The organism is uncultured Psychroserpens sp. (assembly GCF_947500255.1).
Classification (GTDB): domain Bacteria; phylum Bacteroidota; class Bacteroidia; order Flavobacteriales; family Flavobacteriaceae; genus Psychroserpens.
This window is the reverse complement of sequence record NZ_CANMRL010000007.1, coordinates 1-25,000: the sequence shown is the minus strand read 5'-3', so window position 1 is coordinate 25,000 and position 25,000 is coordinate 1. Positions and strand designations below refer to the sequence as shown.

The following is a 25,000-nucleotide window of genomic DNA, read 5'->3' as shown; positions in this document are numbered from 1 at the left end:
AAAAATGAAAAATTTAACTCTTTTCCTAGCCTGCTTTATTGTATCCCTAAGTTACGCACAAAATATCAACTTAGAAGTTTATGCATCAGGCTTTTCGTCTCCAGTAAACATCAAACATGCTGGTGACGACAGACTTTTTGTCGCCGAACGCGGTGGTGTAATCAAAATCCTAAATACAGATGGTACTGTAAACACATCTCCCTTTTTAGATATTGATCCAATTGTTACTAATAATGGTGGTGAACAAGGATTGCTCGCTATAGCATTTCATCCAAACTATGCCACTAATGGTTTCTTTTACGTAAATTATATTGATAATGGTGGAGATACCGTTATTTCAAGATTCACAAGGAGTACAGCAACTTCCGCAGACCCAAATTCTGAAGTGGTTTTACTAAACATCTCACAACCTTTTGGAAATCACAATGGAGGTGATATGCATTTTGGACCAAATGATGGCTATTTATACATTTCTACTGGTGATGGTGGATCTGGCGGAGACCCAGGAAACAGAGCTCAAAATCTAACATTATTATTAGGTAAAATACTAAGATTAGATGTCGATGTCACACAAGCACAAATAGATGCTGGTACCACATATCTTATTCCAACAGATAATCCTTTTGTTAGTGACTCTGCTGTTCTAGATGAAATTTGGTCTTATGGATTAAGAAATCCGTGGAAGTTTTCTTTCGATAGATCTAATGGAGATATATGGATTGCAGATGTTGGACAAAGTAATAGAGAAGAAATAAATAGAGTTCCTTCTACATCTCCAGGTGGAGAAAATTATGGCTGGAAATGCTATGAAGGCACCTCAACTTTTAGTAACGTATCTGGTTGTAGCACAATAACACACACAACTCCTGTAGCCGAATACAACTATGGTGGAAGTCCGTTTAAATGTTCAATTACTGGTGGTTACCGTTATAGAGGTACCATGCAGACTGGTTTACAAGGCCTCTACTTTTTTGGAGACTATTGCAGTGATGAAATTGGAGTTGTACAGGAAACAGGACCTGGAACCTTTGCTTTAAATTTTGTTGATGATTTTTCTGGCCAAGGCTGGTCAGGCTTTGCCGAAGATATCAACGGAGAGCTATTTGTATTTGGTTTACTTTCTGGAACGGTATACAGAATTACCGATGACAACTTAAGTGTAAATGAGCAAACAATTGATGCTATTAAAATGTATCCAAATCCAGCAAAAAACACACTCACTTTTGATTTCCTAAATGCTTCTGGCCAAATAAGCAATATCAACATACATGATATTCAAGGTAAGTTGGTACAATCACAATCTAATTTTAATGAACAATTGGTAACCATAACTACAAAATCTTTAACGAGCGGATTGTATATTGTAGAAATCATGGGAACTAATGGTAAGAAGAGTGTGCGTAAACTAATTGTAGAATAACTAATGAATTCAAACTTTGGAAAGCTATATCTTATTCCAACGCGTCTTGGCGATAATCCTCCACTTGAGGTTTTACCCATTTCAGTAAAAAAAATTATTGAACTAGTAGACGACTATATTGTTGAAAATGAAAAGACAGCAAGACGATTTATAAAAAAGGTAGATTCGCGGAAACAACAATCTACCTTAAACTTTAAGATTTTAAATAAGTACACACAACCAGAAGAAATTGAAAATTTTCTTGATGATTGTAAAAGTGGCAAACCTATGGGATTACTTTCTGAAGCTGGTTGTCCTGGAATAGCAGATCCTGGATCAGATATTGTAAAATTGGCTCACAATAATAACATTCAAGTAGTACCACTGGTTGGTCCTTCCTCTATAGTATTAGCATTAATGAGTTCAGGAATGAATGGACAAAGTTTTGCTTTTAATGGCTACATTCCTATCGATAAACAAGAACGAAAAGCCACTTTAAAACGATTGGAGCGCTTATCATTTGAACAAAATCAAACGCAATTATTTATTGAAACACCATATCGTAATAATAAGATCTTAGAAGACATATGCACGACACTTCATAAGAATACACGTGTATGTGTGGCTTGCGATATCACCCTACCTACAGAATATATTAAAACTATGACTGTTGGTGAGTGGAAACACACCAATATTGACCTACATAAACGTCCAGCTATTTTTGTGATTCATAAGGATTGAGAGAACGTAATTCTTGTCACTCAAATTAGATATCAAATCATAATAGCACCAAATAAAAAATACACCTGATGAAAAAAAACGTAACCATTATTTTAGTCTCAGTATTTATTACACTAAGCTTCTCATGTAAACAAAATGTAAATAATGTGACAACGATTAATGAAGACACGTTTGAGGTTAATGCCGAGAATGAAAAGATCAAATTGGCAGTAAAAGAAGCACAAGAAACTCTTGATTATTTCATTGAAGAACTAAGTAAACATGCAAAAGACACTAACTATTGGTTTGTTGTAAAAACTAAATTTGAAAGTGCCGATTATAATGAACATATGTGGGTAAGCACATTAGGTTTTGATACTAATCATTTTACTGGAATTTTAATTAACGAACCATATTGGGTACAAAATGTAAGCATTGGCGATACCGTTAAAATTATTAGAACTGATATTGAAGATTGGGTAATCACCAATGATGTAAAACAGATTTCCGAAGGTGATTTTACGGAAAAATATCTGTTTGAAGAACAGTAATAGTTTAGAAGTTATAGATAGGAAAAATAATTTTCAATCTATAGATCACCATTTCTCTCTAATAAAACACCAACATCTTATCTGAATTCAGCGTGATTCACACTAATTTTACACTTTTTTGACATTTCAAATAAAGCTTAATCTGCTTCATATCATATATTTATAACTATGAATCAATAGATATATGTCATATGAAAAAGAATAGTATAATTATTAGCATAGCCCTTATTGTTTTGAGCTTAGTGGCTTATGGAGTATTAAACGTTGATACTAAAGTAACGGATCAAACTGAAGTTTCTGAAGATAATCGACTTGCTTCTATTAATGGTACTGGAGTTTCTAAAAACATGAAAAAAAATAGTCCTCGCTTTTTTTACTCAGTAGGCACTAGATATGATGCTATTAAAAAATCAGACCTCATCAAAGCCAGTTCTATAAATGATTTCTTATCAAAACAACAAATGCCTCCTTTAGAATCTTACCAGTCCGTAAGTATTGTTGTAGTTAAAGATAACAAGCAAACCAATATTGTTGCACTAAGCAAGGATGATAAATTATCTAAATCTCAAATCGAGCTATTAAAAGCAGCAGACTTTTCAACAAATATTTTAGTAAGAGGAGATTATGAACAAATAAGCGAAGAAACATTGCAAACCAAACACGAATATTGGTGTCCGCACTTTACAATCGTTCCCAATCAACAAGCTAAATATATAGATGGTGAAGACGCACTTATAGCATATCTCGAAGAACGTGGGCATGATCTATTAGGACATATAGACCAAGAAAAACTCAATTTTGCAAAGGTTTACTTTACAGTAACACAGCAAGGCAAGATTACTAATACTAGGATAGAATCAAAATCAAGCTACCCAGATATTGACAAGAAGATAATTGAAGTAATTAATACAACATCAGGAGCATGGAAACCAGCAAAGAATGTTAATGGAGAGTATGTGGATCAAGAACTCGTATTTACTTTTAGCACAGGATGTTAAGCTCACACGATACATATTTAAACTAAAAAAAGCCACATATAATATGTGGCTTTTTTAACTATTTATTATCAATCTATTATAATGTCGCTTTCGCTTTCTTATCTGCTTCTATAAATGATGTATCATAACCTGAAAACTTCTTCATGTAATGTCTTACTGTTGTTCCATAAGCATCAGAGAAATTATTACCTCCATAGCTTCTTAAAAACTTCTTCACACTACCAGGACCTGCTAGGTGAGCTGCAGCTAAAATACCAGATTCTGTGATCTCTACACCACTAATTTTCTTTCCTACAAAACGCTTAATATCCTTTCTTAAAATCCACTTATTACGCTCTGCGTTCGCTAAAAACGCCTTTTCCTGTAACTCTGGATTATATAAAAATTGTGTTGGATTGTAAATTCCTATCATTTTTAAAGTTTCAGCTCCAAACTGATATTTACCCAAATAACCAAGTGTATTTACTGTAAAGTAATTCCCTCTAGATTCTTTAAATGCTAAAGCCTCCTTAAACCCATGATATGATTTACCTAAATATGGGAAATAAGTATGAGTTGATTGAAACGGGTTAGATAATTCTGCTGAAGTATTTACATCATCAGAAGCATCTTCAGTAAAAGCCATTTCCTTAGATATGTTGTAATCAAGTTCTAAACCTTCAGTTGAATAATCGGCATAATTGATCGATTGTTCAGGTTTAAGTGCCATATAAAGTGTGACACAAATAGCTAATGGTACAACAAAATAATTACCTACTTTTTTAATCATAATAGCTAATTTTAGTAAGTCAAAAATGTCCCCTTGTATGACTTACAAATTGCGCCTGCAAATATACGCTTTTTTCTATATATTTGAAAATAAGCTGTTAAAGTGTTGTTAAAAGTAGATATAGTGGAGCTTTATGCCGTTTTTTCCGTTGAATTCAATAGCCGGAAATGGCACCTTAATCACGTTCAAAACGTCAAATACAGTCCTCAACACTCGAGAATTTGTCTGTATTTTAGACAAATCTACGTCTAAACTCAGGAAGAATTGTCGTCTCCTGTCTTGAGTTATAAATATGTTATCAACATTTTCATTTTTTCCAGTGAGCATTCCTTCTGCACTATAGCCAACAGCAACATTGATCCACTTAGGAATTTTACTTTCTTTAAAGAACGAATGTAAATTAGCACTTAACCAATACGTTTGACCATTATAATCCTTTAGCATTTCCTCAAGAAACCCTTCGCCTAATTTATCTGGTCGCTGACTGGCGTATTGTGTTTGATGAAATGAATATTTCATTGTGATACGTTGTTCATCCCAAAGTAATTCTTGCCCAATATATAATCCAGTTCCCAATCCGTTAGCAACCATATCTGACCATGAAAATCCCCATTCTTCAGAATAACCATCAAAGATTTCTACTGCAGTCAAAAATCCGAAACCCAATGTCGCACCAAAGATGAGCTGATCTTTTTCACCTACTCCACTCCATCGCAGTGTATTAGCACCTATTCGTCCGAGTTGATATGAAGAAAACACATGACCCAATTTGTCCATTTGCAGCCATTCATCTGTATCATCAATGGTTTTAAATTTTGATCTCGGAAAATCGGCATACCACAATTGATCCAAGCCTACTAAAGTTAAAGAGGCTAAAGAGGCTTGTGTAATGACAACAGCATTACGTCTTGACTTATTTAATGTATCACTAGGTTTTAAAAAAGAATCGATCTTGGATTGCGAACTTACTGAAAGCGCTACCATACAGCAAAAACAAATAAGAATGTAACGACTTATAGACATTATTTATTTATCCCTTGTGACGATAAGTAACGTTGATATTCTCTTGCATTTACATTATGCTGCGTTAATGTTTTTGCAAACTTATGAAACCCAAGTTTTTTTGCATTAGCAGCAAAATAAAGGTAATTGTGTTTTTCGTAGTTCAGCACAGCATTAATTGCTGAAATATCAGGCATTGCAATCAGGCCTGGAGGCAAACCTGCGTTCATGTAAGTATTGTAAGGTGATTTGATCTCTTTATGTTTATTTAGTACACGTTTAATCACTGTATTCTTATATTCTGGTAATTGGTATGCAGCAAATTTCAATGTAGGATCTGCTTGAAGTGGCATTCCAATGCGAATACGGTTCATATATACACCAGCTATCCTCGGTTGCTCACTGGCTTGCTTCGATTCTTCATGTACTATAGATGCTAATGTCATCACTTGGTCTCTGGTCAAGCCAATAGCTTTTGCTTTTGCATTTCTGTTACCATTCCAAAAACTATTATACTCTTTTAGCATTCGGTCTCTAAAACCTTCTGGTGACGTATTCCAGAAAAACTCATAGCTATTAGGAATATACATTCCTAAGGCCGTTTGTTTTGCAAATCCGCTCGCTTTCAAGAACGTATCATCGGTCATCGCAGCAATAAGTGATATACTATCTGCATCGATTTGAGCACTAATACGACCTGCTAATTTCTCTATGCTCTCTTGATTATTAAAAGATATCCTAATAGGAATATTATTGCTTCTAATAGAATTGATAATATCGTTATTACTCATTCCTTTCTTAATCACAAATCGACCTGCTTTTAAATTGGTTGTGTATTTTTTTCGTTCTGCTAATGCATCAAAATTGTCTATATCCTTAAGTAAAGGCTCTAACTGTATTCTAACATCTTTATAGGTATCATTTTTAGAGACAAAAATATAGGCTTCGTCATTATTAAAATTTGTATTAGGTGCTATCATAGCATTGTATACATAAAAACCAAAATATGCAGCAACAACCAAACCGACTAAAGCAATAGCCCAAAGTATTTTTTTTAAGTACATTTAATTAAATAGTATTTGTAATAGGTATTCATTCTTATAAGAACCGTTCACGTAGTTCCAATCTTTTTTTAGTCCGATGATTTCAAATCCTTGATTTTCAAATAGTTTCAAACTTATAGTATTGTCTTCGGAAATATTACAAAATAACTGATGCATATCTAAATGAGATGTACAATAGTTTATTAATAATTGTAAGGCTTCCTTTCCATAACCTTTCTGCCTATTGGCAGATTCTTTGATCAAAATACCAACACCAGCTCGCCTGTTTTTAAAATCAAAATCAAACAAATCTATCATACCAAGCGCTTTATCATTAGTATCACAGATAACCAAGCGCAATTGCTTGACTTCAAAAATATCTTTATGCGCTTGTTCCAAATATTGTTTAATTAAGAACTTAGAATATGGTGTAATCGTATTACTAATCTCCCAAATATCTTGATTATTCTCAATCTCATGAATAAATTCGAGATCTTCTGGCTCAAGTGCCCTTAAATAAATATGCGTGCCTTTAAGTGTTTTCATTAGATTTCACCTTTAAAAACTAGAGTTGCTGGACCTATAAGCCATATATTTTTATAAGCATTTTCATACCTTTCAAACGACACTTGAAGAATTCCTCCTTCAGTTTGCAAAGTAATCATATCCTTAGTGGTCTCACCAATATAGTTCATTGCCAAAGCAACAGCAGTAACTCCTGTTCCGCATGAATAGGTCTCATCTTCAACACCTCTTTCATAGGTTCTAACAGAAAAATTATCATCAGTATTTTTACTAACAAAATTCACATTACTACCTGCTTCGTTGTAAGGTGGACTTGTTCTAATTTGCCTTCCGTAAGTTTTTACATCAAACTCACTTAAACTATCTGTCATCTGAACATGATGCGGTGAACCTGTATCCAAAAACGTATGTGACTCATGCACATCGATATCATCAACATCTTGCATTTGTATGCTTACCAAGCCATCTTCTATTTTAGCTTTATGTAAACCATCAATAGCTTCAAAAGTAGCTTCATTCTCTATAACACCCAAATAGTTAGCAAAAGCTGTGATGCAGCGACCACCATTTCCACACATTGAACTTTCATTTCCATCAGCATTAAAATATACCATTTTAAAATCACATGATTCATGATCTTCTAAAAGAATCAAACCATCTGCTCCAATACCAAAACGTCTATCACACAAAAAGGCAATACGCTTGGTATCTTTTTTGTTGAAAGTTTGCCGACGATTATCAATTATTACAAAGTCGTTTCCTGTTCCTTGATATTTATAAAATGTAAATGCCATAAGTGTTGCAAATATATAAATAATGACGCGATAATTGTGCTGTTAAATGAGCGTTAAATTCAACGTTAAAAATCGTTAAAGTTGAATTTCAATTTCAATAAATAACTAAATTTAATCGTTAAATATTCTATTAAACATTTTAAAAACCTAATAACTTATGAAAAAGATTTTAACCCTAGTATTTGTGTCTGTTTTAGGTGGAATTATTGCATTAGCTACCTACACTCACTTTATAGAAAAAGAACAAACCATAACTGTAACTGAAAGTTCAAATGAACCTCAGTTTTTAAACGCAAGCTACAATACAAAAACAGCTAATCTCTTTAATGGTGAGCAATCAGACTTCTCATTAGCTGCTGAGAATACTATAAACTCTGTAGTTCATGTAAAGAATACCTCAATTGTGAGTGGTGCTCTTACTTTTGAAGATTTATTCTACGGAAGACGCTCTCAACGTGCTCAAGTTGGAACTGGAAGTGGTGTTATCATTGATAAAAATGGATATATTATCACCAACAACCATGTCATAGCTGGTGCAAGCAACATTTCAATTACCTTAAATGATAATAGAGTGTTTGAAGCAGAGCTAATTGGTACTGATGAAAAAACTGATATTGCACTTTTGAAAATTGATGCAGAAGAAGATTTACCAGCTATTGAGTTTGGTGATTCAGATCATGCAAAAGTAGGTGAATGGGTTTTAGCTGTTGGTAATCCTTTTAACTTAACATCTACAGTTACTGCAGGAATTATTAGCGCTAAATCTAGAGACTTATCTGGACGAAATTCTCAATCCTTTATTCAAACGGATGCTGCTGTAAATCCAGGAAATTCTGGAGGTGCTTTAGTGAATTCTAACGGACGACTTATAGGTATTAACACAGCGATTAGCTCAAGAACAGGTTCGTATATAGGGTATTCATTTGCAGTACCAAGTAATATTGCCAGAAAAGTAGTTCAAGACATTATGGAATATGGCGATGTTCAAGAAGGTGTTCTTGGTGTGTCTATTTTAAATAGAAACTCAGATGAAGCTAAAGAATTAGGTGTTAGTGAAATTCAAGGAGTATACATTAGTAATGTTGAAGATAACTCTGGTGCTAAAAAGGCTGGTATTAAAAATGGAGATATCATCAGAAAGTTAGATAATGTAGAAATTTCGAAGTTTTCAGATTTAAGTGGCTATATTAAAACCAAACGCCCAAATGATGTTGTTAATGTAGAAATTGAAAGAGACAGTAAAGTAAAGATTATACCTGTAACACTATCTAAAAGTGATATTATAACTGTTGAGTTTATTAATATGGAATTACGTAACCTTCCATCTAAATTAAAAAAGGACTATGATATTAAAAATGGAGTTATAGTACAAGACAATAAAAATAAATTTCTCTATTCTAAATTAGGCATCAGACGTGGTTATATCATTACAGGAATAAATGATATTACAATACATAGTGTTGACGATATTACAAAGTTTACAAAAAAGTATGGCGATAATGCTCAAGAAAACATTTTCAAACTAGAATATTTAAATACAGATCTAGAACGAAAAGAAGTCATCTTTAGATAGATAAAAATTAAACGTATACAAACCCCTTCAGAACATAAAATTTTGAAGGGGTTTTTATTTTATCAAAAAACGTTACGAAAACGTTTGAAATATATTATTTTTGCAAAAATTTTTAAACACACAACACACTAAATCATTTACAATGGGTTTGAACGGAACTTATGAAAAAGAACTTGCTTTTCAGGCAGATCGTAGAAGAGCTACAGTTGAATTTATTAAAATTGTTAGCGACCTTTGGTACGATAAATCAATAGAATTGGTGCTATTTAGAAACCAATTAATTGATCGCAATGTGAGCGAAATTTTAAATCTTCACGAATATGCTGGAGAATTTGTACAGAAACCAATTTCAATTTTTGACTCTGTAGAAATTGCCCAAGCAATTAAAACTCTAGACCTTCCTCCTGCTAAATTAGACATTGGAAAGTTAACTTATGAGTTTCATTTAGAAGATCAAAAATATAGCAATGCTACAGGTTTTGTTGCGGCTAAACTTAAAGACGCAAAGAAAAATAAAGCCATACAACCTAAGGATGTTGTACTTTATGGTTTTGGTAGAATTGGTCGTCTAGTAGCAAGAGAATTAATGACTCGAACTGGAAAAGGGAGTCAACTACGTTTAAGAGCTATTGTTACTCGCGGTGCTATAGATCAGGTTGTTTTAGAAAAAAGAGCGTCGTTACTACGTAATGATTCTGTACATGGAGATTTTCCTGGTACTGTTGTTGCAGATGCTAAAAACAGCGCCTTAATTATTAATGGAACTACTGTAAATGTTATTTCGGCAAATGCTCCAGAAGACATCGACTATACTAAATTAGGTATCAATAATGCCTTAGTTATTGATAACACTGGTGCTTTTAGAGATGACGAAGCTTTAGGAAGGCATTTAAAATCTAAAGGTGTAGAGAAAGTATTATTAACAGCTCCAGGTAAAGGTGTTCCTAATATTGTTCATGGTGTAAATCACCTTGAAAACAATCCTGATAAAGTAGATATCTTTTCAGCAGCATCTTGTACTACAAATGCAATTACGCCTGTTTTAAAAGCTATGGAAGATACATTTGGAGTTGTAAGTGGACATTTAGAAACGATTCATGCCTATACAAATGACCAAAATTTAGTTGATAATTTCCATAAAAAATACCGTCGTGGAAGAGCTGCGGCACTCAACATGGTTATTACTGAAACTGGTGCTGGTAAAGCGGTGTCAAAAGCCTTACCTTCTCTTGAAGGTAAACTAACTTCTAATGCGATTAGAGTTCCTGTTCCAAATGGTTCTTTAGCTATTTTAAATTTAGAATTAGAAAAAGAAGCCTCTGTAGAAGGTATTAATACCATCATGAAAAAATATGCACTTGAAGGTGATTTGGTTGAACAAATTAAATATGAAATGAGTGACGAATTAGTATCTAGTGATATCGTTGGAAGTTCTGCGCCTTCAATATATGATAGCAAAGCTACAATTGTTCGTGGTGATGGAAAAAATGCCATTCTTTATATCTGGTATGATAACGAATATGGTTATAGTCATCAAGTTATTAGGCTTGCAAAATACATTGCTAAAGTAAGACGTTTTTCATACTACTAGTCTGTATAATACTATTGATAAAAATCCCATTTTGAATAAAATGGGATTTTTTTGTTTATCGAAGCAACCTTTTAAGGGTTTCTGCATCTAGTAATTAGAACTATTAAATCAATTGCTATGAAAATGAAACCTTTTGTGATGCTAATGCTCTTATGCTTTAGCCTCAGCTTCCAGTCTTGCTGGTTTTTAAATCCAGAGGATGACGATATTATTCTCACACAAGTTGAAGATTACTACGAACCGGTGATTATGCAACGTTCAAATTTTGAAAACACTACAAGCCTCCAATCTACACCTGAAGTCATTGTTAATTCAGGGAAAATTTACGTAAAAGACAATTATATTTTTGTCAATGAACGTAATAAAGGATTTCATATCATTAATAATACTGACCCTTCAAACCCACAAAATGTAGCTTTTCTTAATGTATTAGGTTCTTCAGATCTGACTATTAAAGGAGAATCAATTTATGTCAATAATGCAACCGATTTATTAGCACTTACTTTAGATCCTCAAAATGGAACTATGGAAATCACCAAACGCATTCCTAATGCATTTCCTCAACTAAGATCTCCGTTTGGGGCTTATTTCTATGGGATACAAGAGAATGAAATTATTGTAGACTGGACTATAAATGAAAACAACTAAAACGCAAAACCTAACAATTATGAAAAAATATATCATTTTATTAGTAGTAGGACTTATGTTGAGTTGTGATTCCGACAGTACAAGCAACTCAGATAGCGCTTCAAATGACACTGGAAAAGCAGGCTCATTAGCACGCTTTACAACATATAATGACTATTTATACACTGTTGATAATCAAAACCTAAATGTATTTAGCATCGTTAATCGCGAAGAACCTGTAAAAGTTAATGAACTTATCATTGGCTTTGAAATTGAGACCTTATTCAATTACAAAGAATACCTGTACATAGGTTCTCAAAACGGCATGTACATTTATAGTGTTCAAAATCCGGAACAACCAGAATATCTGTCTGATGTACAACATTTCACCGCATGTGATCCTGTAGTAGCCAATGCTACTCATGCCTATGTAACCTTACATGCCGATATTGGTTGTGGTACTACTATTAATATTCTAGAGATTTACGATGTTACAGATGTAGTTAACCCTGTTTTAATTTCTAGTAGAAACTTAACCAAACCTATCGGATTAGGATTATACAATGATTATCTCATCGTATGTGATGATGAAGTGAAAATTTTTGATGTGTCAGATCCTGAAAATTCGGTCTTAGTTCATGCTATTAATCGAGATGCTTTTGATGTTATTATTAACAACGACACTTTAATACTTATTGGCGAAAATGGATTATACCAATACAGCCTCAACCCAAATAGTATTCAAAACACAGAAGAATTAAGCACTATCAACATCTAAAATCAACTTTCATTCGTATATAATTTAGCCTCGCATTTAGTGAGGCTTAATGTTTATATCAACATCCTGATTTACACCTAAATTATCATATAAATTATTATATTGCTACCATAAATTAAGCTATTAAAACTCAACCAAACCAAAATGAAATTTTTTAAGACGCTATTATTCACAGCCCTCACAGTATTATGTTTCTCTACGGCTTCTGCACAAACAGCCAATAATGAAGAAAAATTATCATTAAATAGTGGGACGATCGACAATCAGTTTGAATATGTTATTAGACGTTCAAACAGTTGGCAAGATTATAAAACGGTAAAGAAAACTTGGTTATACGCACTTAAGGCGCACACTATTGATTCACTTAATGCAGTTCATAAAGATTTAAACGACACACGTGCTGTTGTTCAAACTCAAGCTAAAGAGATTGAAGGTTTAAAAGCTAATCTTGCAAACACCAAAACAAGTTTAGATAATACCATTGCTGAAAAAGATAGCATGGTACTTTTTGGAATGCAAACGAGTAAACCTAACTACAGCTTGATTTTATGGAGCATTGTTGGTGTATTATCGGCTTTATTATTATTTTTTATTTACAAGTTCAAAAACAGTAATGCCATCACTAAGCAAGCCAAAAAGACCTTGGCCGAAACCGAAGAGGAATTTGAAGAACACCGACGTGTCGCATTAGAGCGTGAGCAAAAAGTAAGACGTCAATTACAAGACGAAATCAATAAACAGAAGAATAACGGATAATCGTTTCTTCAGAACTATGAAATCTCTAAAGATTTTAAATAAAAATCTGTAACTTTAGGTTACAGATTTTTTTTATGACCATATATCACGCACAACTTAGAGATTTAGAAGGATTGATTAATTTATTTGATGGCTATCGTGTCTTCTATAAGCAGGATTCTAATCCAGCTGCGGTAAAACGCTTTTTAACACAACGCATCGTTAAAAATGACTCTATTATCTATATTGCCTATATTAATGATGAAGCTGCCGGATTTACCCAACTGTATCCTCTATTGTCATCTGTATCTATGAAGCCAATGTATTTGCTTAATGACTTATATGTACATTCAAAGTTTAGAGGTCAAGGGATTGGTGAAGCCCTCATCAATCGTGCAAAACATTTATGCCAATCTGAAAATAATAAAGGCATGGCTATACAAACAGCTTTTGACAATCCTGCGCAAAATTTGTATGAGCGTCTCGGTTTTGTAAAGGATAGCGATTTACATTTTTTTTGGAGTAATAAATGATAAGTCAATATGGAGTCGAGGTATTCATGCTTATAGCATTATTGATTACCCAAGAAATGATCAAAGGCTAAAAAAAATGCTAATTTTAAATAAAACTAACTCTATTAATCATTACATTAATTTTAAGTTTTAGCTGTCAAACTGAAAATCAAATGAAGGCAAAGCAAAAAGACATCGTAAAAAACTATGTCGCATCTTATAACAATTTTGATGTAGATGGTATGATTAAAGATTGTCACCATGATGTTATTTTTGAAAACACATCTAATGGAGTTGTGGATTTAAGAACCGAGGGATTAAAAGCGTTTAAAGTTCAGGCCGAATCGGCAAAGCAGTATTTCAAAGAGCGAACACAAACGATAACGTCTTGGATGCATAAAAACACAACTGTCACTATTGATATTGATTATAAAGCCATATTGGCTTTGGACTTACCAAACGGACTTAAAGCTGGAGACTCTTTAGAATTAAAAGGACAATCTGAATTTGAATTTCTCGACGGAAAGATCAAAAAAATTACAGATAAGAGTTAATTCATCTATCTTTGCTGTCTTAATTATCATCCATGCGTATAGACATTATAACCGTTCTACCAGAATTATTGAGAAGTCCGTTCGAAGCTTCAATCCTTAAGCGTGCTATCGAAGCTAATTTGGTAAGCGTCCATTTTCACAATTTACGAGACTATGCTACAGGTGGTTACAAAGCTATAGACGACACTCAATTTGGTGGTGGTGCAGGTATGGTTATGATGATCGAACCTATTGATAAATGTATTTCAAAATTACAAAGTGAACGTACATATGATGAGATCATTTATATGACACCAGATGGCGAACGTCTCAACCAAAGTATTGCCAATCAAATCTCACTAAAAAAGAATATCATCATTTTATGTGGTCATTACAAAGGAGTTGATGAACGTGTTCGTGATAAATTTATTACACGAGAAATCTCTATAGGTGACTATGTTCTGTCTGGTGGTGAATTAGGTGCAGCAGTCTTATGTGATGCTATTATTAGATTGATTCCTGGTGTATTGGGAAATGAAACCTCTGCCCTAACCGATTCGTTTCAAGATGGATTATTAGCGCCTCCTATCTATACTAAGCCAAGAGAATATGATGGTATGAAAGTACCTGAAGTATTATTTAGCGGAAATTTTCCTGAAATAGAAAAATGGCGAGAAGAACAAGCGTATAAACGAACCAAAGAGCGTCGACCTGATTTATTGGACGACTAACTCTTCATTAAATATAATCATCATGTTAGAATCGACAGAATATTTATATACCATTAGTGCGATTGTAAATGTCTTTGCAATACTTTTAGTGACAGCTGCCAGTATCATTATCTTTATTAAAAATAGAACCATAACTACGACTATCATATTTATTGGTGCCATTCTAATGGTGATAACGACAATAATTGGCTTTCTAATAAATATATCTTCAACAAGTGATAACTTTGAAATGATGTTCAAAGTAAGAGGAGCCATCGCTATTTTATCTAGTTTATCTTATGGACTCTTTTGTTTTGGTTTATTCTTTTTTGCTCTTGAGTATTTTAAAAAGCCAATGCCCAAAAATGAATTCTTGGACTAACGCGTTAAGGATTGGCAGCATTGTTGGAGCTCCTCGCAGAGAGCGACTGCAAAAAGCCTGGCGTTTGGCTTGGTGAAAAAGCCAAACGAAACGCCCAAAAAATTATTGATTAATAATTGCGCATTATCAATTATTAATTATCTTTGCACCACTTTTGGATTAACCTCTGGCGAGAATCGTGAATGTTGGTTTGAAACAACTTTATAAACACAATAAAATGAGTTCTTTAGTAAAATTTGTACAAGACGAATTTGTAACAAAAAAAGATTTTCCAGAATTTGGAGCAGGTGATACAATCACAGTGTATTACGAAATTAAAGAAGGAAACAAAACACGTACACAGTTCTTTAAAGGTGTTGTACTGCAAGTAAAAGGATCTGGTACTTCTCAAACATTTACCATTAGAAAAATGTCTGGAACTATTGGAGTAGAACGTATCTTCCCAATTAACTTACCTGCACTTCAAAAAATTGAAGTGAATAAAAGAGGTAAAGTTAGAAGAGCAAGAATCTACTACTTTAGAGGTCTTACTGGTAAGAAAGCTAGAATTAAAGAAGTTAGAAGATAGTAAGCTTCGACCACATAATTTCAAAAGAGCCTTGACAAATGTCAAGGCTTTTTTAGTTATGAACTTTTGTTAATAACTATGGTTTATAAAATGTGAATATCTAAATCGGTCAAAAATTTGGAATTCTCAAACAAAAACATACTTTAGCTAAACAATTAACAACAAACCTAGTTTGGTTTTGAATTAAGTTTCGAATTTATGTTAAATTGTAATAAAGCAACGTTCTTTATATAGTATTGTTTTTTGAGGTTTTGAAAACTGCAGGTGTAAGCGTGTAAGTAGCAGAATCATGAAACTTGAGGTAAATTAGATGTGTAAGCAGGTGATTTGGTTGAAGTGGAAAGCTTTGAAAAAGTAACAGGAGCGAAAGTGAATGTGAAAAGGATGAGCAATGTTTATTGAGGCATTCCAACACGAAAGTGAAAGATTAAGAGAAATAAACATCAAGGAAAACAATCTAAAACGAAACTGATTAGTAACAGGTCAATACATTTTGAAAGTTATGAAACGTTTCATTGAAATAGTGAAGCTTGAACCGAAAAAGACAAGAGAGCGCAAGCTCAGTTGTTTTGATTTTAACAGTGATGTTAAATAGGTCACGTGTAGCTATCTCAAAAAAGCCATGTCAAAGTAGTTCTGCTACAGTGATATGGCTTTTGTTTTTTATATGCTCTCCTTTTTATAACTTTGATTAATAAACTATAGCATATATGAACTTTCCTTTTATTAGTGATAAAACCTACAAGAATGTAAACTACACCAACACTAATCTTCCTAAGGCTGAATACGATAACTGCACTTTTATTAATTGTAATTTTTCAGAATCCTATATCTCTACTATTAGTTTTATGGATTGTGAATTTATAGATTGCAATTTTAGCATGGTGAAAGCAAAAGATGCCATTTTTAAAGACGTCTTATTTAATAATTGTAAGTTGGTAGGTTTTCCATTTCATGAATGCAATTCTTTCTTAATGTCCATGACCTTTAAATCATCGCAATTAAACTTCGCTTCTTTTCAAGATTTGAAATTAAAAGAGACCACTTTTGACCAATGTAAGTTAGAACAAAGCGATTTTACCAATACAGATCTAAGTGGTTCTAAATTCAATAATTGTAATTTACATCAAGTCGTTTTTAATCACTCTAATTTGACAAAAGTTGATTTCACCAATTCATATCATCTATCAATTAATCCAGAAATCAATATAATTAAACATGCTATATTCTCTAAAGAAAATGTGCTAGGACTCTTAGATACTTATCAAATTAAGATTGAGGCCTAATTTTTAACTCCTTTTTCTGAAATTGATAAAAGTAACGTCATAAATTATCGATTTCATAATTTCTTACATAAAAGAACACACTTCAATAAAAAGCACTGTTTATGCGAGTTTTACATTTCTAAGAAACTTTAGTTTTTTGTATATTTGCACAGCTTAAAAACTAAGCGTTTTCTATACACTAAATACTAAACATTTTTATGGCAAATACTCCTACAATCATTTATACGAAAACAGATGAAGCTCCAGCATTAGCAACACATTCATTATTACCCATTATAAAATCGTTTACAAAATCTTCAAACATCAATATCGAAAGTAGAGATATTTCTCTTGCTGGACGTATTTTAGCAAATTTTCCAGATTTTTTAAATGAATCTCAACGTGTTCCTGACGCCTTGGCAGAATTAGGAGAACTGGCAAAAAACCCAGAGGCTAATATTATTAAACTTCCAAATATTAGTGCCTCTATTCCACAGCTAAAAGCAGCGATAAAAGAATTACAAGCACAAGGTTATGGATTACCAGACTATCCTGATGAACCAGAAAATGATAATGAAAAAGCAATCAAGTCTCGTTATGACAAAATAAAAGGTAGTGCCGTAAACCCTGTACTTCGAGAAGGAAATTCAGATAGACGTGCACCAAAAGCAGTAAAGAATTTTGCAAAAATGAATCCGCATTCTATGGGAACATGGTCTTCAGACTCTAAAAGTCATGTAGCTACTATGTCTCATGGTGATTTTGCACATAACGAAGTTTCTGTAACTTTAGCCAAAGCTACTTCAGTAAGCATTGTTCATAAGGATACTGATGGAAACGCTACAGTACTAAAAGACAACTTAGCATTATTAGAAGGTGAAATTATCGATGCTACAGTTATGAGTAAAAAAGCCTTATTGGCATTTTTAGATGAGCAAGTAAAAGATGCTAAAGCACAAGGTGTTTTATTTTCATTGCATATGAAAGCAACAATGATGAAAGTATCTGATCCCATTATTTTTGGTCATGCGGTTCGTGTGTTTTTTGCAGATTTATTTGAAAAACATGGTGATACATTCGAAGAGATTGGTGTTGATGTTAATAACGGATTTGGAAACCTTATCAGTAAATTAAATGAATTGCCAGAGGCCAAACGTTTAGAAATACAAGCAGATATTACTTCAGCATTTACAAATGCGCCAGATGTGGCTATGGTCAATTCTGATAAAGGAATTACAAATTTACACGTACCTAGTGATGTCATTATTGATGCCTCTATGCCAGCAATGATTCGTACTTCAGGTCAAATGTGGAATGCCGAAGGTAAACAACAAGATACAAAAGCAGTTATCCCAGATAGTAGCTATTCAGGTATTTATACAGCAACTATCAATTTTTGTAAACAACATGGCGCTTTCGACCCAACTACAATGGGAACTGTTCCCAATGTTGGATTGATGGCTCAAAAAGCTGAAGAGTATGGCTCTCATGATAAAACCTTTGAAATCTCTTCAAATGGAACAGTAGAAGTTATTGATGCTTCTGGAACTGTATTGACATCCCATAATGTTGAAGAAGGTGATATTTGGAGAATGTGCCAGGTAAAGGATGCTCCAATACAAGACTGGGTCAAACTTGCTGTTACAAGAGCACGAGCATCACAAACACCAGCTGTATTTTGGTTAGACGAAAATAGAGCTCATGATGCTGAGTTAATTAAAAAAGTAAACACATATTTACCAAATCACGATACTTCTGGATTAGACATTAGAATCCTCTCTCCTATTAAAGCCACTGAATTTACCTTAGAGCGTATCAAAGATGGAAAGGACACTATTTCTGTTACAGGAAATGTATTACGTGATTATTTAACCGATTTATTTCCAATTTTAGAATTAGGGACTAGTGCTAAAATGTTGTCAATTGTCCCACTTATGAATGGTGGTGGCTTATTTGAAACTGGAGCAGGTGGTTCTGCACCAAAGCATGTTCAGCAATTCACAAAGGAAAATCATTTACGTTGGGATTCTCTTGGTGAATTTTTAGCACTTGCTGTGTCTTTAGAACACTACGGAAATGTAAATAATAATTCTAAAGCCATTATTTTATCAGAAGCATTGGATGATGCAACCGAAAAATTATTGACTAATGGAAAATCACCATCAAGAAAAGTTAATGAACTTGATAATAGAGGAAGCCACTTTTATTTGGCTTTATTTTGGGCAGAAGCTTTAGCTAACCAGACAAAAGATGACGATTTAAAAAATGAGTTTGCTCAATTGTTTGAAGAGTTAAAAGCGCATGAAACAACAATTGTGAATGAATTGAATGATGTTCAAGGACAAGCCATGGATATTGGAGGTTATTACGAGTCTAACGACGATTTGACTTCTAAAGCTATGCGACCAAGTGACACTTTAAATAAGATCATAGGATAAATGTTAAGCTAAATATAAAATCAAAGACTGTCTTAAAAGACAGTCTTTTTTTTGTATCAAACAAGTTGTAAATTTACAGAATGACAAAAGAAAACCTTACAGCTTGCCATAATAGAATTAGACCGTTTATTCATAATACACCTGTTTTGAGTTCCAGACTCATTAATAAATTAGTTGGAGCTCAACTTTTTTTTAAATGTGAAAACTTTCAGAAAACAGGTGCTTATAAAATGCGTGGTGCTACAAATGCAATTATGCAATTAACCGATGCACAAAAAGCTAAAGGTGTTGTGACGCATTCTTCAGGAAATTTTGCTCAGGCCTTATCTTTTGCAGCACAGAGTTTGGGAGTTAAAGCGACCATTGTGATGCCATCTAATTCTCCTTCTGTAAAAAAGAATGCTGTATCAGAATATGGAGGATATATCATAGAATGTGAACCTAATATTGAAGCACGACAAAATGCGGCCAACAGTATAGTTAATGATACAGATGCAACTTTTATACATCCATCTAATGATCCAGATGTAATTCTAGGTCAAGGAACAGCATGTATTGAACTACTTAACGAACAACCTGATCTAGATGCTGTGTTTTGTCCTGTAGGTGGAGGTGGTCTAATCGCTGGTTCAGCATTAGCTGCTCATTATTTTGGAAATGACTGTAATGTGTTTGGAGGCGAGCCGTTTGAAGCTGATGACGCCTATCGTTCGTTACAATCAGGAAAAATAGAAACTAACGATACTGCAAATACTATTGCAGATGGTTTACGAACACAATTAGGACATCATAATTTTCCTATTATACTAAAACACGTTAAACACATCATAAGAGTTACCGAAAATGAAATTATTGAAGCCATGCGTTATGTTTGGGAACGCATGAAAATTATTATAGAACCTTCAAGTGCAGTAGCCTTAGCTGCTGTTATAAAAGAGAAAGATCAATTTAAAAACAGAAAAGTTGGAATCATTATTTCTGGCGGAAATGTTGATGTTAATGCGCTCCCTTTTTAATAATTAATTAACTTTTAATGCTGTAATTGTCAGATAGTTCTTTCTTAATTTTGTTTTATGATGTTAATTAAGAAAAGCCTCCTCCTTCTATTTCTGTTTATTACCAATTGTATATATGCCCAAGAAAAGTTCACACTAAGTGGTACAATTACCGATAGTAATAGTAACGAAACTCTAATTGGAGTGAATATTATTTTTCCTGAACTTCAAACTGGAACGAATACTAATGAATATGGTTTCTACTCTATTTCACTTCCCAAAGGTGACTATAAAATACAGATTAGCTATTTAGGCTTTACGACCATTTCTGAAACTATTTCTTTTTCCGAAGATAAAACCATCAATTATAAATTAACAGAAAGCTCTGAAAGTCTTGATGAGGTCGTCATTGAACAAGATGTAGAAAAGCTTAATATAAAGAAGCCACAGATGAGCGTTAATGCCTTATCTATTAACACTATCAAACAAATGCCTGTGGTTTTAGGTGAAGTAGATATCATTAAATCAATAACTCTTTTACCTGGTGTAACGAATGCTGGTGAAGGTGCCTCTGGATTTAACGTAAGAGGAGGTTCGGCTGATCAAAATTTAATTTTATTAGACGAAGCGATTATATTTAATTCATCACACCTATTTGGATTTTTCTCTGTGTTTAATCCTGACGCAATTAAAGATTTAAAATTGTATAAAGGTGGAATTCCTGCACGTTATGGTGGACGAGTGTCCTCAGTATTGGATATCTATCAAAAAGAAGGGAACAGCAAAAATTATAAACTTAGTGGTGGAATTGGAGCTGTATCCAGTCGTTTATTAGCTCAAGGACCTATTGTTAAAGATAAAGGTGCTTTTCTTATTGGAGGAAGAGCGTCTTATGCACACTTATTCTTGCCTATTATCGATGACGAAAATAATAATGTGGCGTATTTCTATGATTTAAATACCAAACTCAATTATAAAATAAATGATAATAACAACCTATATTTGTCTGGTTATTTTGGTCGTGATGTTTTCAGTATTGATGATAATTTTGAAAACACTTACGGAAATACAGTCGTTAATTTGAGATGGAATCATTTATTTTCAGATAAGATCTTTTCAAATCTTTCGTTGATATATTCAGACTATTTTTATGGACTTGAACTTGACTTTGTAGGGTTTGAATGGGATTCTGGTATAAGAAATTTTAATCTAAAGTATGATTTCAAACATTACCTTAATACTAAATTCCAACTGAGTTACGGTATCAATAATATTTACTATAAATTTAATCCTGGTGAAATAAAACCTAACCGTGAAGACTCAGGAATTGTTAGAGAAAAACTTATAGATAAATATGCTAATGAATTTGCAGGTTATTTTGATGTGGAACACAAAATATCAAATAAACTCATTTTAAGATACGGAATTCGCTTAAGCAATTTTATTCGATTAGGACAAGATGAATTAAATGTATATCAAGACGATAATCCGCTCTTATTCAATGAAGAACTTCAAATTTATGAAGCAGCAGAACCAATAGATATAAACCGATTTAGTAGGAGTGATAGAATTGAAACCTTCACAAATTTAGAACCAAGGCTTTCTGTAGCCTATGCCTTCAATGACAATACTTCAATAAAAGCTAGTTATAATCGTATGGCCCAATACCTACATTTATTGTCAAATACGAGTTCTCCAACCCCTCTTGATGTTTGGACACCTAGTGGAAAATATATCAAACCGCAATTACTAAATCAGTATGCCTTTGGGTATTTCAAAAATATCAAAGACAATACATACTCTTTAGAAACCGAAGTGTTTTATAAGGATATAAAAAATCGTATTGACTATATAGATGGTGCAAATCTAATCGCAAATAATGCCATTGAACAAGACATTTTAAATGGTGAAGCTCGGGCTTATGGTTTAGAAATTTTACTACGGAAAAATGAAGGAAAATTAAAAGGATGGCTAGCTTATACCTTATCAAAATCTGAACAAAGAACACCTGGAAGAACGTCTCTTGAAACAGGAATAAACAATAGTGAATGGTACAATACAGGTTATGATAAAACCCATGATATTTCTTTCAATGGAAATTATGAACTTAATGATAAATGGACATTTGGAGCGAATTTCATATTTCAAACAGGACAGCCTACAAATTATCCCTCTGGACAATTTCAATTTCAAGGTTTAACAGTTCCAATTTATGAAGGAGCTAGAAATAGTGAACGCTTACCTGCATATCATCGTATTGACATTTCTGCAACTTTAACTCCTAGAAAAAATAAAAATAGAAAATGGAAAGGTGAATGGGTCTTTAGCATTTACAACTTATATAACAGAAGAAATGCAGCCTCAATTAATTTTGCAAGAAATCAAGATACCTTTGTAAACGAAGCAACTCGAACCTCCATTTTTGGAATCATACCAGCGTTTACTTATAATTTTAAATTTTAACGTATGAATCGGTTAATATATATTTTGATAATACTTTTTACATTCACAAGTTGTGAAGATGTAATTGATGTTGAAGTTCCTAACAGCGACCCTCGTTTGGTCGTTGATGCATCTTTTGAATTTTATTTTAATGAAAATCCTATTACTATAGATGGTTATTTACGTTTAACAATGTCTGCTCCATTTTTTGACGATAGTGTGCCTGCAGTTAATAATGCGACCGTATTTATAACAAATTTAGAAGACAATTCAATCGTAAATTTTGAAGCCTCAGGGGATCAAGGGTTTTATACGCCAATTGCTAACTCTGTAATAGTTCCTGAATTTGATGTTCTATATGAATTAACAGTGATTTATAACAATGAAACCTTTAAAGCGACAACTCAACTTTATCCAACTACCTCTATAGATAGTGTTGAACAAGGTGATGGAACATTATTCGAGGGTGACGAAACTGAAGTAAAAATCACTTTTACTGATGATGGTACTCGAGACGATTTTTATCTATTTGATTTTGATTTCGACTTATTAGAAGTAAGTGAAGATAGATTTTACCAAGGGGAAAGTTTCACATTCTCCTATTTTTATGAAGATATGCTTCCTGGTCAAGAATTAACTATTAAAATCTTAGGAATTGACGAACGCTATTTCAATTACGCTGGTTTACTTATTGAACAAAGTGAACAAGAAGGAGGCAATCCTTTTCAAACTACTCCAGCATTATTGCGTGGTAATATTATAAATACAACAAATCCAGACAATTATGCCTTGGGTTACTTTAATCTTTCTGAAGCCAATAGAATTAATTTCACGATTCAAGAATAGCTTTATTCAAAATATATAGATAGAAGTCAAAAATACTTTATTTTTGATTTATGACATTTATAAAAACAACTGAACAAGATTCTAATTACAATCATTTGGAAAAAATGAATGTTAATGAACTCTTGATCCATATGAATAATGAGGATAAAACTGTTCCTCTTGCTGTAGAAAAAGCTATTCCACAAATTGAAATTTTAGTTGAGCAGATTGTCTCAAAGCTAAAAAATGGCGGGAGATTATTTTACATTGGAGCAGGTACAAGTGGTCGATTAGGCATTTTAGACGCTTCTGAATGCCCTCCAACCTTTGGCGTTTCTCACGACTTAGTTATTGGTCTTATTGCTGGTGGAGATTCAGCTATTAGAAAAGCTGTTGAGTTTGCTGAAGACTCTACAAGTCAAGGTTGGAAGGACTTACAATACTATGGTATTTCTAAAAACGATGTTGTAATTGGTATTGCTGCATCAGGAACTACTCCATATGTTATTGGAGCATTAGAGCAATGTAATAAAGAACATATCATTACGGGTTGTATTACTTGTAATAAAAACAGTCCATTATCAAACGTGTCAAAATATCCAATTGAAGTTGTTGTAGGTCCCGAATTCGTAACAGGTAGCTCTCGTATGAAAGCTGGAACAGCCCAAAAATTGGTTCTTAATATGATTTCCACTTCTACTATGATTAAACTCAATAAGGTAAAAGGAAATAAAATGGTAGATATGCAATTGAGTAATAATAAGTTGGTAGATAGAGGTATTAAAATGCTTATAAAAGAATTGAATATCAGCTTTAAAGAAGCAGAGCATTTATTAGAAAAGCACAAAAATGTTAGAACCGCAATACAACACTATACTAATGGAAACAAAAAGAACTAATAAAGAACTATTAGTAAAAGGGATTAAAACTATGGGATTAACTTTAGTTTTAATGTTCTTAGGGCCAACGCTCTTTTATGTTGGTCTTTCCAATCCAGAAAAAACCTTATACATTCCAATTTTAATTGTAGCTTCGATTCTTTGTATTCTAGCCATATACTTTGCTTTTAAAGGATTAAAAACTATAATGGATAGTATGTTCAAAAATTCTTAGATACTTTTTTTTCTAGATCTTTTATAAAAATAATAAGTATACAAAAAACAAAAACCCCGTTCTATAAATAAGAACGGGGTTTCAAAAAAGGCGACGACCTACTCTCCCACGA

Annotated in this window: 26 protein-coding genes; 21 read left to right on the top strand and 5 right to left on the bottom strand. The window is 33.1% G+C overall.

Annotated elements, in window-relative coordinates; translation table 11 throughout:
- Positions 1 to 4: 4 nt before the first annotated feature.
- The 4 genes from Q0783_RS16575 (at position 5) to Q0783_RS16560 (ending at position 3,668) form a co-directional block, all read left to right on the top strand.
- Positions 5 to 1,420 carry a PQQ-dependent sugar dehydrogenase gene (locus Q0783_RS16575; protein ID WP_298896987.1) on the top strand — a complete coding sequence of 472 codons (1,416 nt, stop codon included), beginning with the start codon at positions 5 to 7 and terminating at the stop codon, positions 1,418 to 1,420.
- A 3-nt stretch (positions 1,421 to 1,423) separates the two neighbouring features.
- Positions 1,424 to 2,140 (top strand): SAM-dependent methyltransferase, encoded by a 717-nt coding sequence (locus tag Q0783_RS16570; RefSeq protein ID WP_298896986.1) that lies wholly within the window; start codon positions 1,424 to 1,426, stop codon positions 2,138 to 2,140.
- Positions 2,141 to 2,208: 68 nt separating this feature from the next.
- Positions 2,209 to 2,670, top strand: a complete 462-nt coding sequence (locus Q0783_RS16565; RefSeq protein ID WP_298896984.1) for an alpha amylase N-terminal ig-like domain-containing protein — start codon at positions 2,209 to 2,211, stop codon at positions 2,668 to 2,670.
- A gap of 191 nt (positions 2,671 to 2,861) precedes the next feature.
- Entirely contained in the window at positions 2,862 to 3,668 is an 807-nt protein-coding gene (locus tag Q0783_RS16560) for a hypothetical protein (protein WP_298896982.1), read from the top strand.
- Between the two features lie 76 nt (positions 3,669 to 3,744).
- On the opposite strand, the gene Q0783_RS16555 is transcribed toward Q0783_RS16560, so the two are convergent.
- The 5 genes from Q0783_RS16555 to dapF all read right to left on the bottom strand — a co-directional run bounded on the left by Q0783_RS16555 (position 3,745) and on the right by dapF (position 7,801).
- Positions 3,745 to 4,437, bottom strand: coding sequence for a peptidoglycan-binding protein LysM (locus Q0783_RS16555; protein WP_230935635.1), 693 nt, complete (start codon positions 4,435 to 4,437; stop codon positions 3,745 to 3,747).
- A gap of 108 nt (positions 4,438 to 4,545) precedes the next feature.
- Positions 4,546 to 5,460 (bottom strand): DUF2279 domain-containing protein, encoded by a 915-nt coding sequence (locus Q0783_RS16550; protein ID WP_298896979.1) that lies wholly within the window; start codon positions 5,458 to 5,460, stop codon positions 4,546 to 4,548.
- A complete protein-coding gene (gene mltG / locus Q0783_RS16545; RefSeq protein WP_298896977.1) occupies positions 5,460 to 6,503 on the bottom strand; it encodes an endolytic transglycosylase MltG in 1,044 nt (347 codons plus the stop codon). Before mltG ends, Q0783_RS16550 begins: the two co-directional genes overlap by 1 nt.
- Positions 6,504 to 7,028, bottom strand: a complete 525-nt coding sequence (locus Q0783_RS16540) for a GNAT family N-acetyltransferase (RefSeq protein WP_298896975.1) — start codon at positions 7,026 to 7,028, stop codon at positions 6,504 to 6,506.
- Complete coding sequence (gene dapF / locus Q0783_RS16535; RefSeq protein ID WP_298896973.1) at positions 7,028 to 7,801, bottom strand: diaminopimelate epimerase; 774 nt, start codon at positions 7,799 to 7,801, stop codon at positions 7,028 to 7,030. Before dapF ends, Q0783_RS16540 begins: the two co-directional genes overlap by 1 nt.
- A gap of 157 nt (positions 7,802 to 7,958) precedes the next feature.
- Here dapF and Q0783_RS16530 point away from each other — a divergent pair, with 157 nt between their 5' ends.
- From Q0783_RS16530 to Q0783_RS16450, 17 genes are all read left to right on the top strand, one after another.
- Complete coding sequence (locus tag Q0783_RS16530; protein WP_298896971.1) at positions 7,959 to 9,374, top strand: trypsin-like peptidase domain-containing protein; 1,416 nt, start codon at positions 7,959 to 7,961, stop codon at positions 9,372 to 9,374.
- 142 nt (positions 9,375 to 9,516) lie between these two features.
- Positions 9,517 to 10,965 carry a glyceraldehyde-3-phosphate dehydrogenase gene (locus Q0783_RS16525; protein WP_230935641.1) on the top strand — a complete coding sequence of 483 codons (1,449 nt, stop codon included), beginning with the start codon at positions 9,517 to 9,519 and terminating at the stop codon, positions 10,963 to 10,965.
- 117 nt (positions 10,966 to 11,082) lie between these two features.
- Positions 11,083 to 11,613: a hypothetical protein gene (locus Q0783_RS16520; protein ID WP_298896969.1), complete on the top strand. Its 531-nt coding sequence runs from the start codon at positions 11,083 to 11,085 to the stop codon at positions 11,611 to 11,613.
- Positions 11,614 to 11,632: 19 nt separating this feature from the next.
- On the top strand, positions 11,633 to 12,370 hold the full coding sequence (locus tag Q0783_RS16515) for a hypothetical protein (RefSeq protein WP_298896967.1): 738 nt from the start codon (positions 11,633 to 11,635) through the stop codon (positions 12,368 to 12,370).
- A gap of 144 nt (positions 12,371 to 12,514) precedes the next feature.
- A complete protein-coding gene (locus tag Q0783_RS16510) occupies positions 12,515 to 13,126 on the top strand; it encodes a tRNA (guanine-N1)-methyltransferase (RefSeq protein ID WP_298896965.1) in 612 nt (203 codons plus the stop codon).
- Positions 13,127 to 13,200: 74 nt separating this feature from the next.
- Positions 13,201 to 13,638, top strand: a complete 438-nt coding sequence (locus tag Q0783_RS16505) for a GNAT family N-acetyltransferase (protein WP_298896963.1) — start codon at positions 13,201 to 13,203, stop codon at positions 13,636 to 13,638.
- Between the two features lie 152 nt (positions 13,639 to 13,790).
- On the top strand, positions 13,791 to 14,171 hold the full coding sequence (locus Q0783_RS16500) for a nuclear transport factor 2 family protein (RefSeq protein WP_298896961.1): 381 nt from the start codon (positions 13,791 to 13,793) through the stop codon (positions 14,169 to 14,171).
- Positions 14,172 to 14,203: 32 nt separating this feature from the next.
- A complete protein-coding gene (gene trmD, locus Q0783_RS16495; protein WP_298896959.1) occupies positions 14,204 to 14,881 on the top strand; it encodes a tRNA (guanosine(37)-N1)-methyltransferase TrmD in 678 nt (225 codons plus the stop codon).
- 22 nt (positions 14,882 to 14,903) lie between these two features.
- Positions 14,904 to 15,242 (top strand): hypothetical protein, encoded by a 339-nt coding sequence (locus Q0783_RS16490; protein WP_298896957.1) that lies wholly within the window; start codon positions 14,904 to 14,906, stop codon positions 15,240 to 15,242.
- Positions 15,243 to 15,459: 217 nt separating this feature from the next.
- Positions 15,460 to 15,810, top strand: coding sequence for a 50S ribosomal protein L19 (gene rplS, locus Q0783_RS16485; protein ID WP_298896955.1), 351 nt, complete (start codon positions 15,460 to 15,462; stop codon positions 15,808 to 15,810).
- A 710-nt stretch (positions 15,811 to 16,520) separates the two neighbouring features.
- On the top strand, positions 16,521 to 17,096 hold the full coding sequence (locus tag Q0783_RS16480; RefSeq protein ID WP_298896953.1) for a pentapeptide repeat-containing protein: 576 nt from the start codon (positions 16,521 to 16,523) through the stop codon (positions 17,094 to 17,096).
- Between the two features lie 197 nt (positions 17,097 to 17,293).
- On the top strand, positions 17,294 to 19,513 hold the full coding sequence (locus Q0783_RS16475) for an NADP-dependent isocitrate dehydrogenase (protein WP_298896951.1): 2,220 nt from the start codon (positions 17,294 to 17,296) through the stop codon (positions 19,511 to 19,513).
- Between the two features lie 80 nt (positions 19,514 to 19,593).
- Positions 19,594 to 20,529: a threonine/serine dehydratase gene (locus tag Q0783_RS16470; RefSeq protein WP_298896949.1), complete on the top strand. Its 936-nt coding sequence runs from the start codon at positions 19,594 to 19,596 to the stop codon at positions 20,527 to 20,529.
- Positions 20,530 to 20,586: 57 nt separating this feature from the next.
- Positions 20,587 to 22,971, top strand: a complete 2,385-nt coding sequence (locus tag Q0783_RS16465; protein ID WP_298896947.1) for a TonB-dependent receptor — start codon at positions 20,587 to 20,589, stop codon at positions 22,969 to 22,971.
- Positions 22,972 to 22,974: 3 nt separating this feature from the next.
- Positions 22,975 to 23,796 (top strand): DUF4249 domain-containing protein, encoded by an 822-nt coding sequence (locus Q0783_RS16460; protein WP_298896945.1) that lies wholly within the window; start codon positions 22,975 to 22,977, stop codon positions 23,794 to 23,796.
- A 50-nt stretch (positions 23,797 to 23,846) separates the two neighbouring features.
- A complete protein-coding gene (gene murQ, locus Q0783_RS16455; RefSeq protein ID WP_298896944.1) occupies positions 23,847 to 24,674 on the top strand; it encodes an N-acetylmuramic acid 6-phosphate etherase in 828 nt (275 codons plus the stop codon).
- Positions 24,655 to 24,888, top strand: a complete 234-nt coding sequence (locus Q0783_RS16450; protein ID WP_298896943.1) for a DUF6095 family protein — start codon at positions 24,655 to 24,657, stop codon at positions 24,886 to 24,888. The genes murQ and Q0783_RS16450 overlap by 20 nt, the downstream gene beginning before the upstream one ends.
- The last annotated feature ends 112 nt before the right edge of the window (positions 24,889 to 25,000 follow it).

Coding starts and splice junctions, on each gene's coding strand:
- Q0783_RS16575 (WP_298896987.1), top strand. CDS start 5: ATGAAAAATTTAACTCTTTTCCTAGCCTGCTTTATTGTATCCCTAAGT.
- Q0783_RS16570 (WP_298896986.1), top strand. CDS start 1,424: ATGAATTCAAACTTTGGAAAGCTATATCTTATTCCAACGCGTCTTGGC.
- Q0783_RS16565 (WP_298896984.1), top strand. CDS start 2,209: ATGAAAAAAAACGTAACCATTATTTTAGTCTCAGTATTTATTACACTA.
- Q0783_RS16560 (WP_298896982.1), top strand. CDS start 2,862: ATGAAAAAGAATAGTATAATTATTAGCATAGCCCTTATTGTTTTGAGC.
- Q0783_RS16555 (WP_230935635.1), bottom strand. CDS start 4,437: ATGATTAAAAAAGTAGGTAATTATTTTGTTGTACCATTAGCTATTTGT.
- Q0783_RS16550 (WP_298896979.1), bottom strand. CDS start 5,460: ATGTCTATAAGTCGTTACATTCTTATTTGTTTTTGCTGTATGGTAGCG.
- mltG (WP_298896977.1), bottom strand. CDS start 6,503: ATGTACTTAAAAAAAATACTTTGGGCTATTGCTTTAGTCGGTTTGGTT.
- Q0783_RS16540 (WP_298896975.1), bottom strand. CDS start 7,028: ATGAAAACACTTAAAGGCACGCATATTTATTTAAGGGCACTTGAGCCA.
- dapF (WP_298896973.1), bottom strand. CDS start 7,801: ATGGCATTTACATTTTATAAATATCAAGGAACAGGAAACGACTTTGTA.
- Q0783_RS16530 (WP_298896971.1), top strand. CDS start 7,959: ATGAAAAAGATTTTAACCCTAGTATTTGTGTCTGTTTTAGGTGGAATT.
- Q0783_RS16525 (WP_230935641.1), top strand. CDS start 9,517: ATGGGTTTGAACGGAACTTATGAAAAAGAACTTGCTTTTCAGGCAGAT.
- Q0783_RS16520 (WP_298896969.1), top strand. CDS start 11,083: ATGAAAATGAAACCTTTTGTGATGCTAATGCTCTTATGCTTTAGCCTC.
- Q0783_RS16515 (WP_298896967.1), top strand. CDS start 11,633: ATGAAAAAATATATCATTTTATTAGTAGTAGGACTTATGTTGAGTTGT.
- Q0783_RS16510 (WP_298896965.1), top strand. CDS start 12,515: ATGAAATTTTTTAAGACGCTATTATTCACAGCCCTCACAGTATTATGT.
- Q0783_RS16505 (WP_298896963.1), top strand. CDS start 13,201: ATGACCATATATCACGCACAACTTAGAGATTTAGAAGGATTGATTAAT.
- Q0783_RS16500 (WP_298896961.1), top strand. CDS start 13,791: ATGAAGGCAAAGCAAAAAGACATCGTAAAAAACTATGTCGCATCTTAT.
- trmD (WP_298896959.1), top strand. CDS start 14,204: ATGCGTATAGACATTATAACCGTTCTACCAGAATTATTGAGAAGTCCG.
- Q0783_RS16490 (WP_298896957.1), top strand. CDS start 14,904: ATGTTAGAATCGACAGAATATTTATATACCATTAGTGCGATTGTAAAT.
- rplS (WP_298896955.1), top strand. CDS start 15,460: ATGAGTTCTTTAGTAAAATTTGTACAAGACGAATTTGTAACAAAAAAA.
- Q0783_RS16480 (WP_298896953.1), top strand. CDS start 16,521: ATGAACTTTCCTTTTATTAGTGATAAAACCTACAAGAATGTAAACTAC.
- Q0783_RS16475 (WP_298896951.1), top strand. CDS start 17,294: ATGGCAAATACTCCTACAATCATTTATACGAAAACAGATGAAGCTCCA.
- Q0783_RS16470 (WP_298896949.1), top strand. CDS start 19,594: ATGACAAAAGAAAACCTTACAGCTTGCCATAATAGAATTAGACCGTTT.
- Q0783_RS16465 (WP_298896947.1), top strand. CDS start 20,587: ATGATGTTAATTAAGAAAAGCCTCCTCCTTCTATTTCTGTTTATTACC.
- Q0783_RS16460 (WP_298896945.1), top strand. CDS start 22,975: ATGAATCGGTTAATATATATTTTGATAATACTTTTTACATTCACAAGT.
- murQ (WP_298896944.1), top strand. CDS start 23,847: ATGACATTTATAAAAACAACTGAACAAGATTCTAATTACAATCATTTG.
- Q0783_RS16450 (WP_298896943.1), top strand. CDS start 24,655: ATGGAAACAAAAAGAACTAATAAAGAACTATTAGTAAAAGGGATTAAA.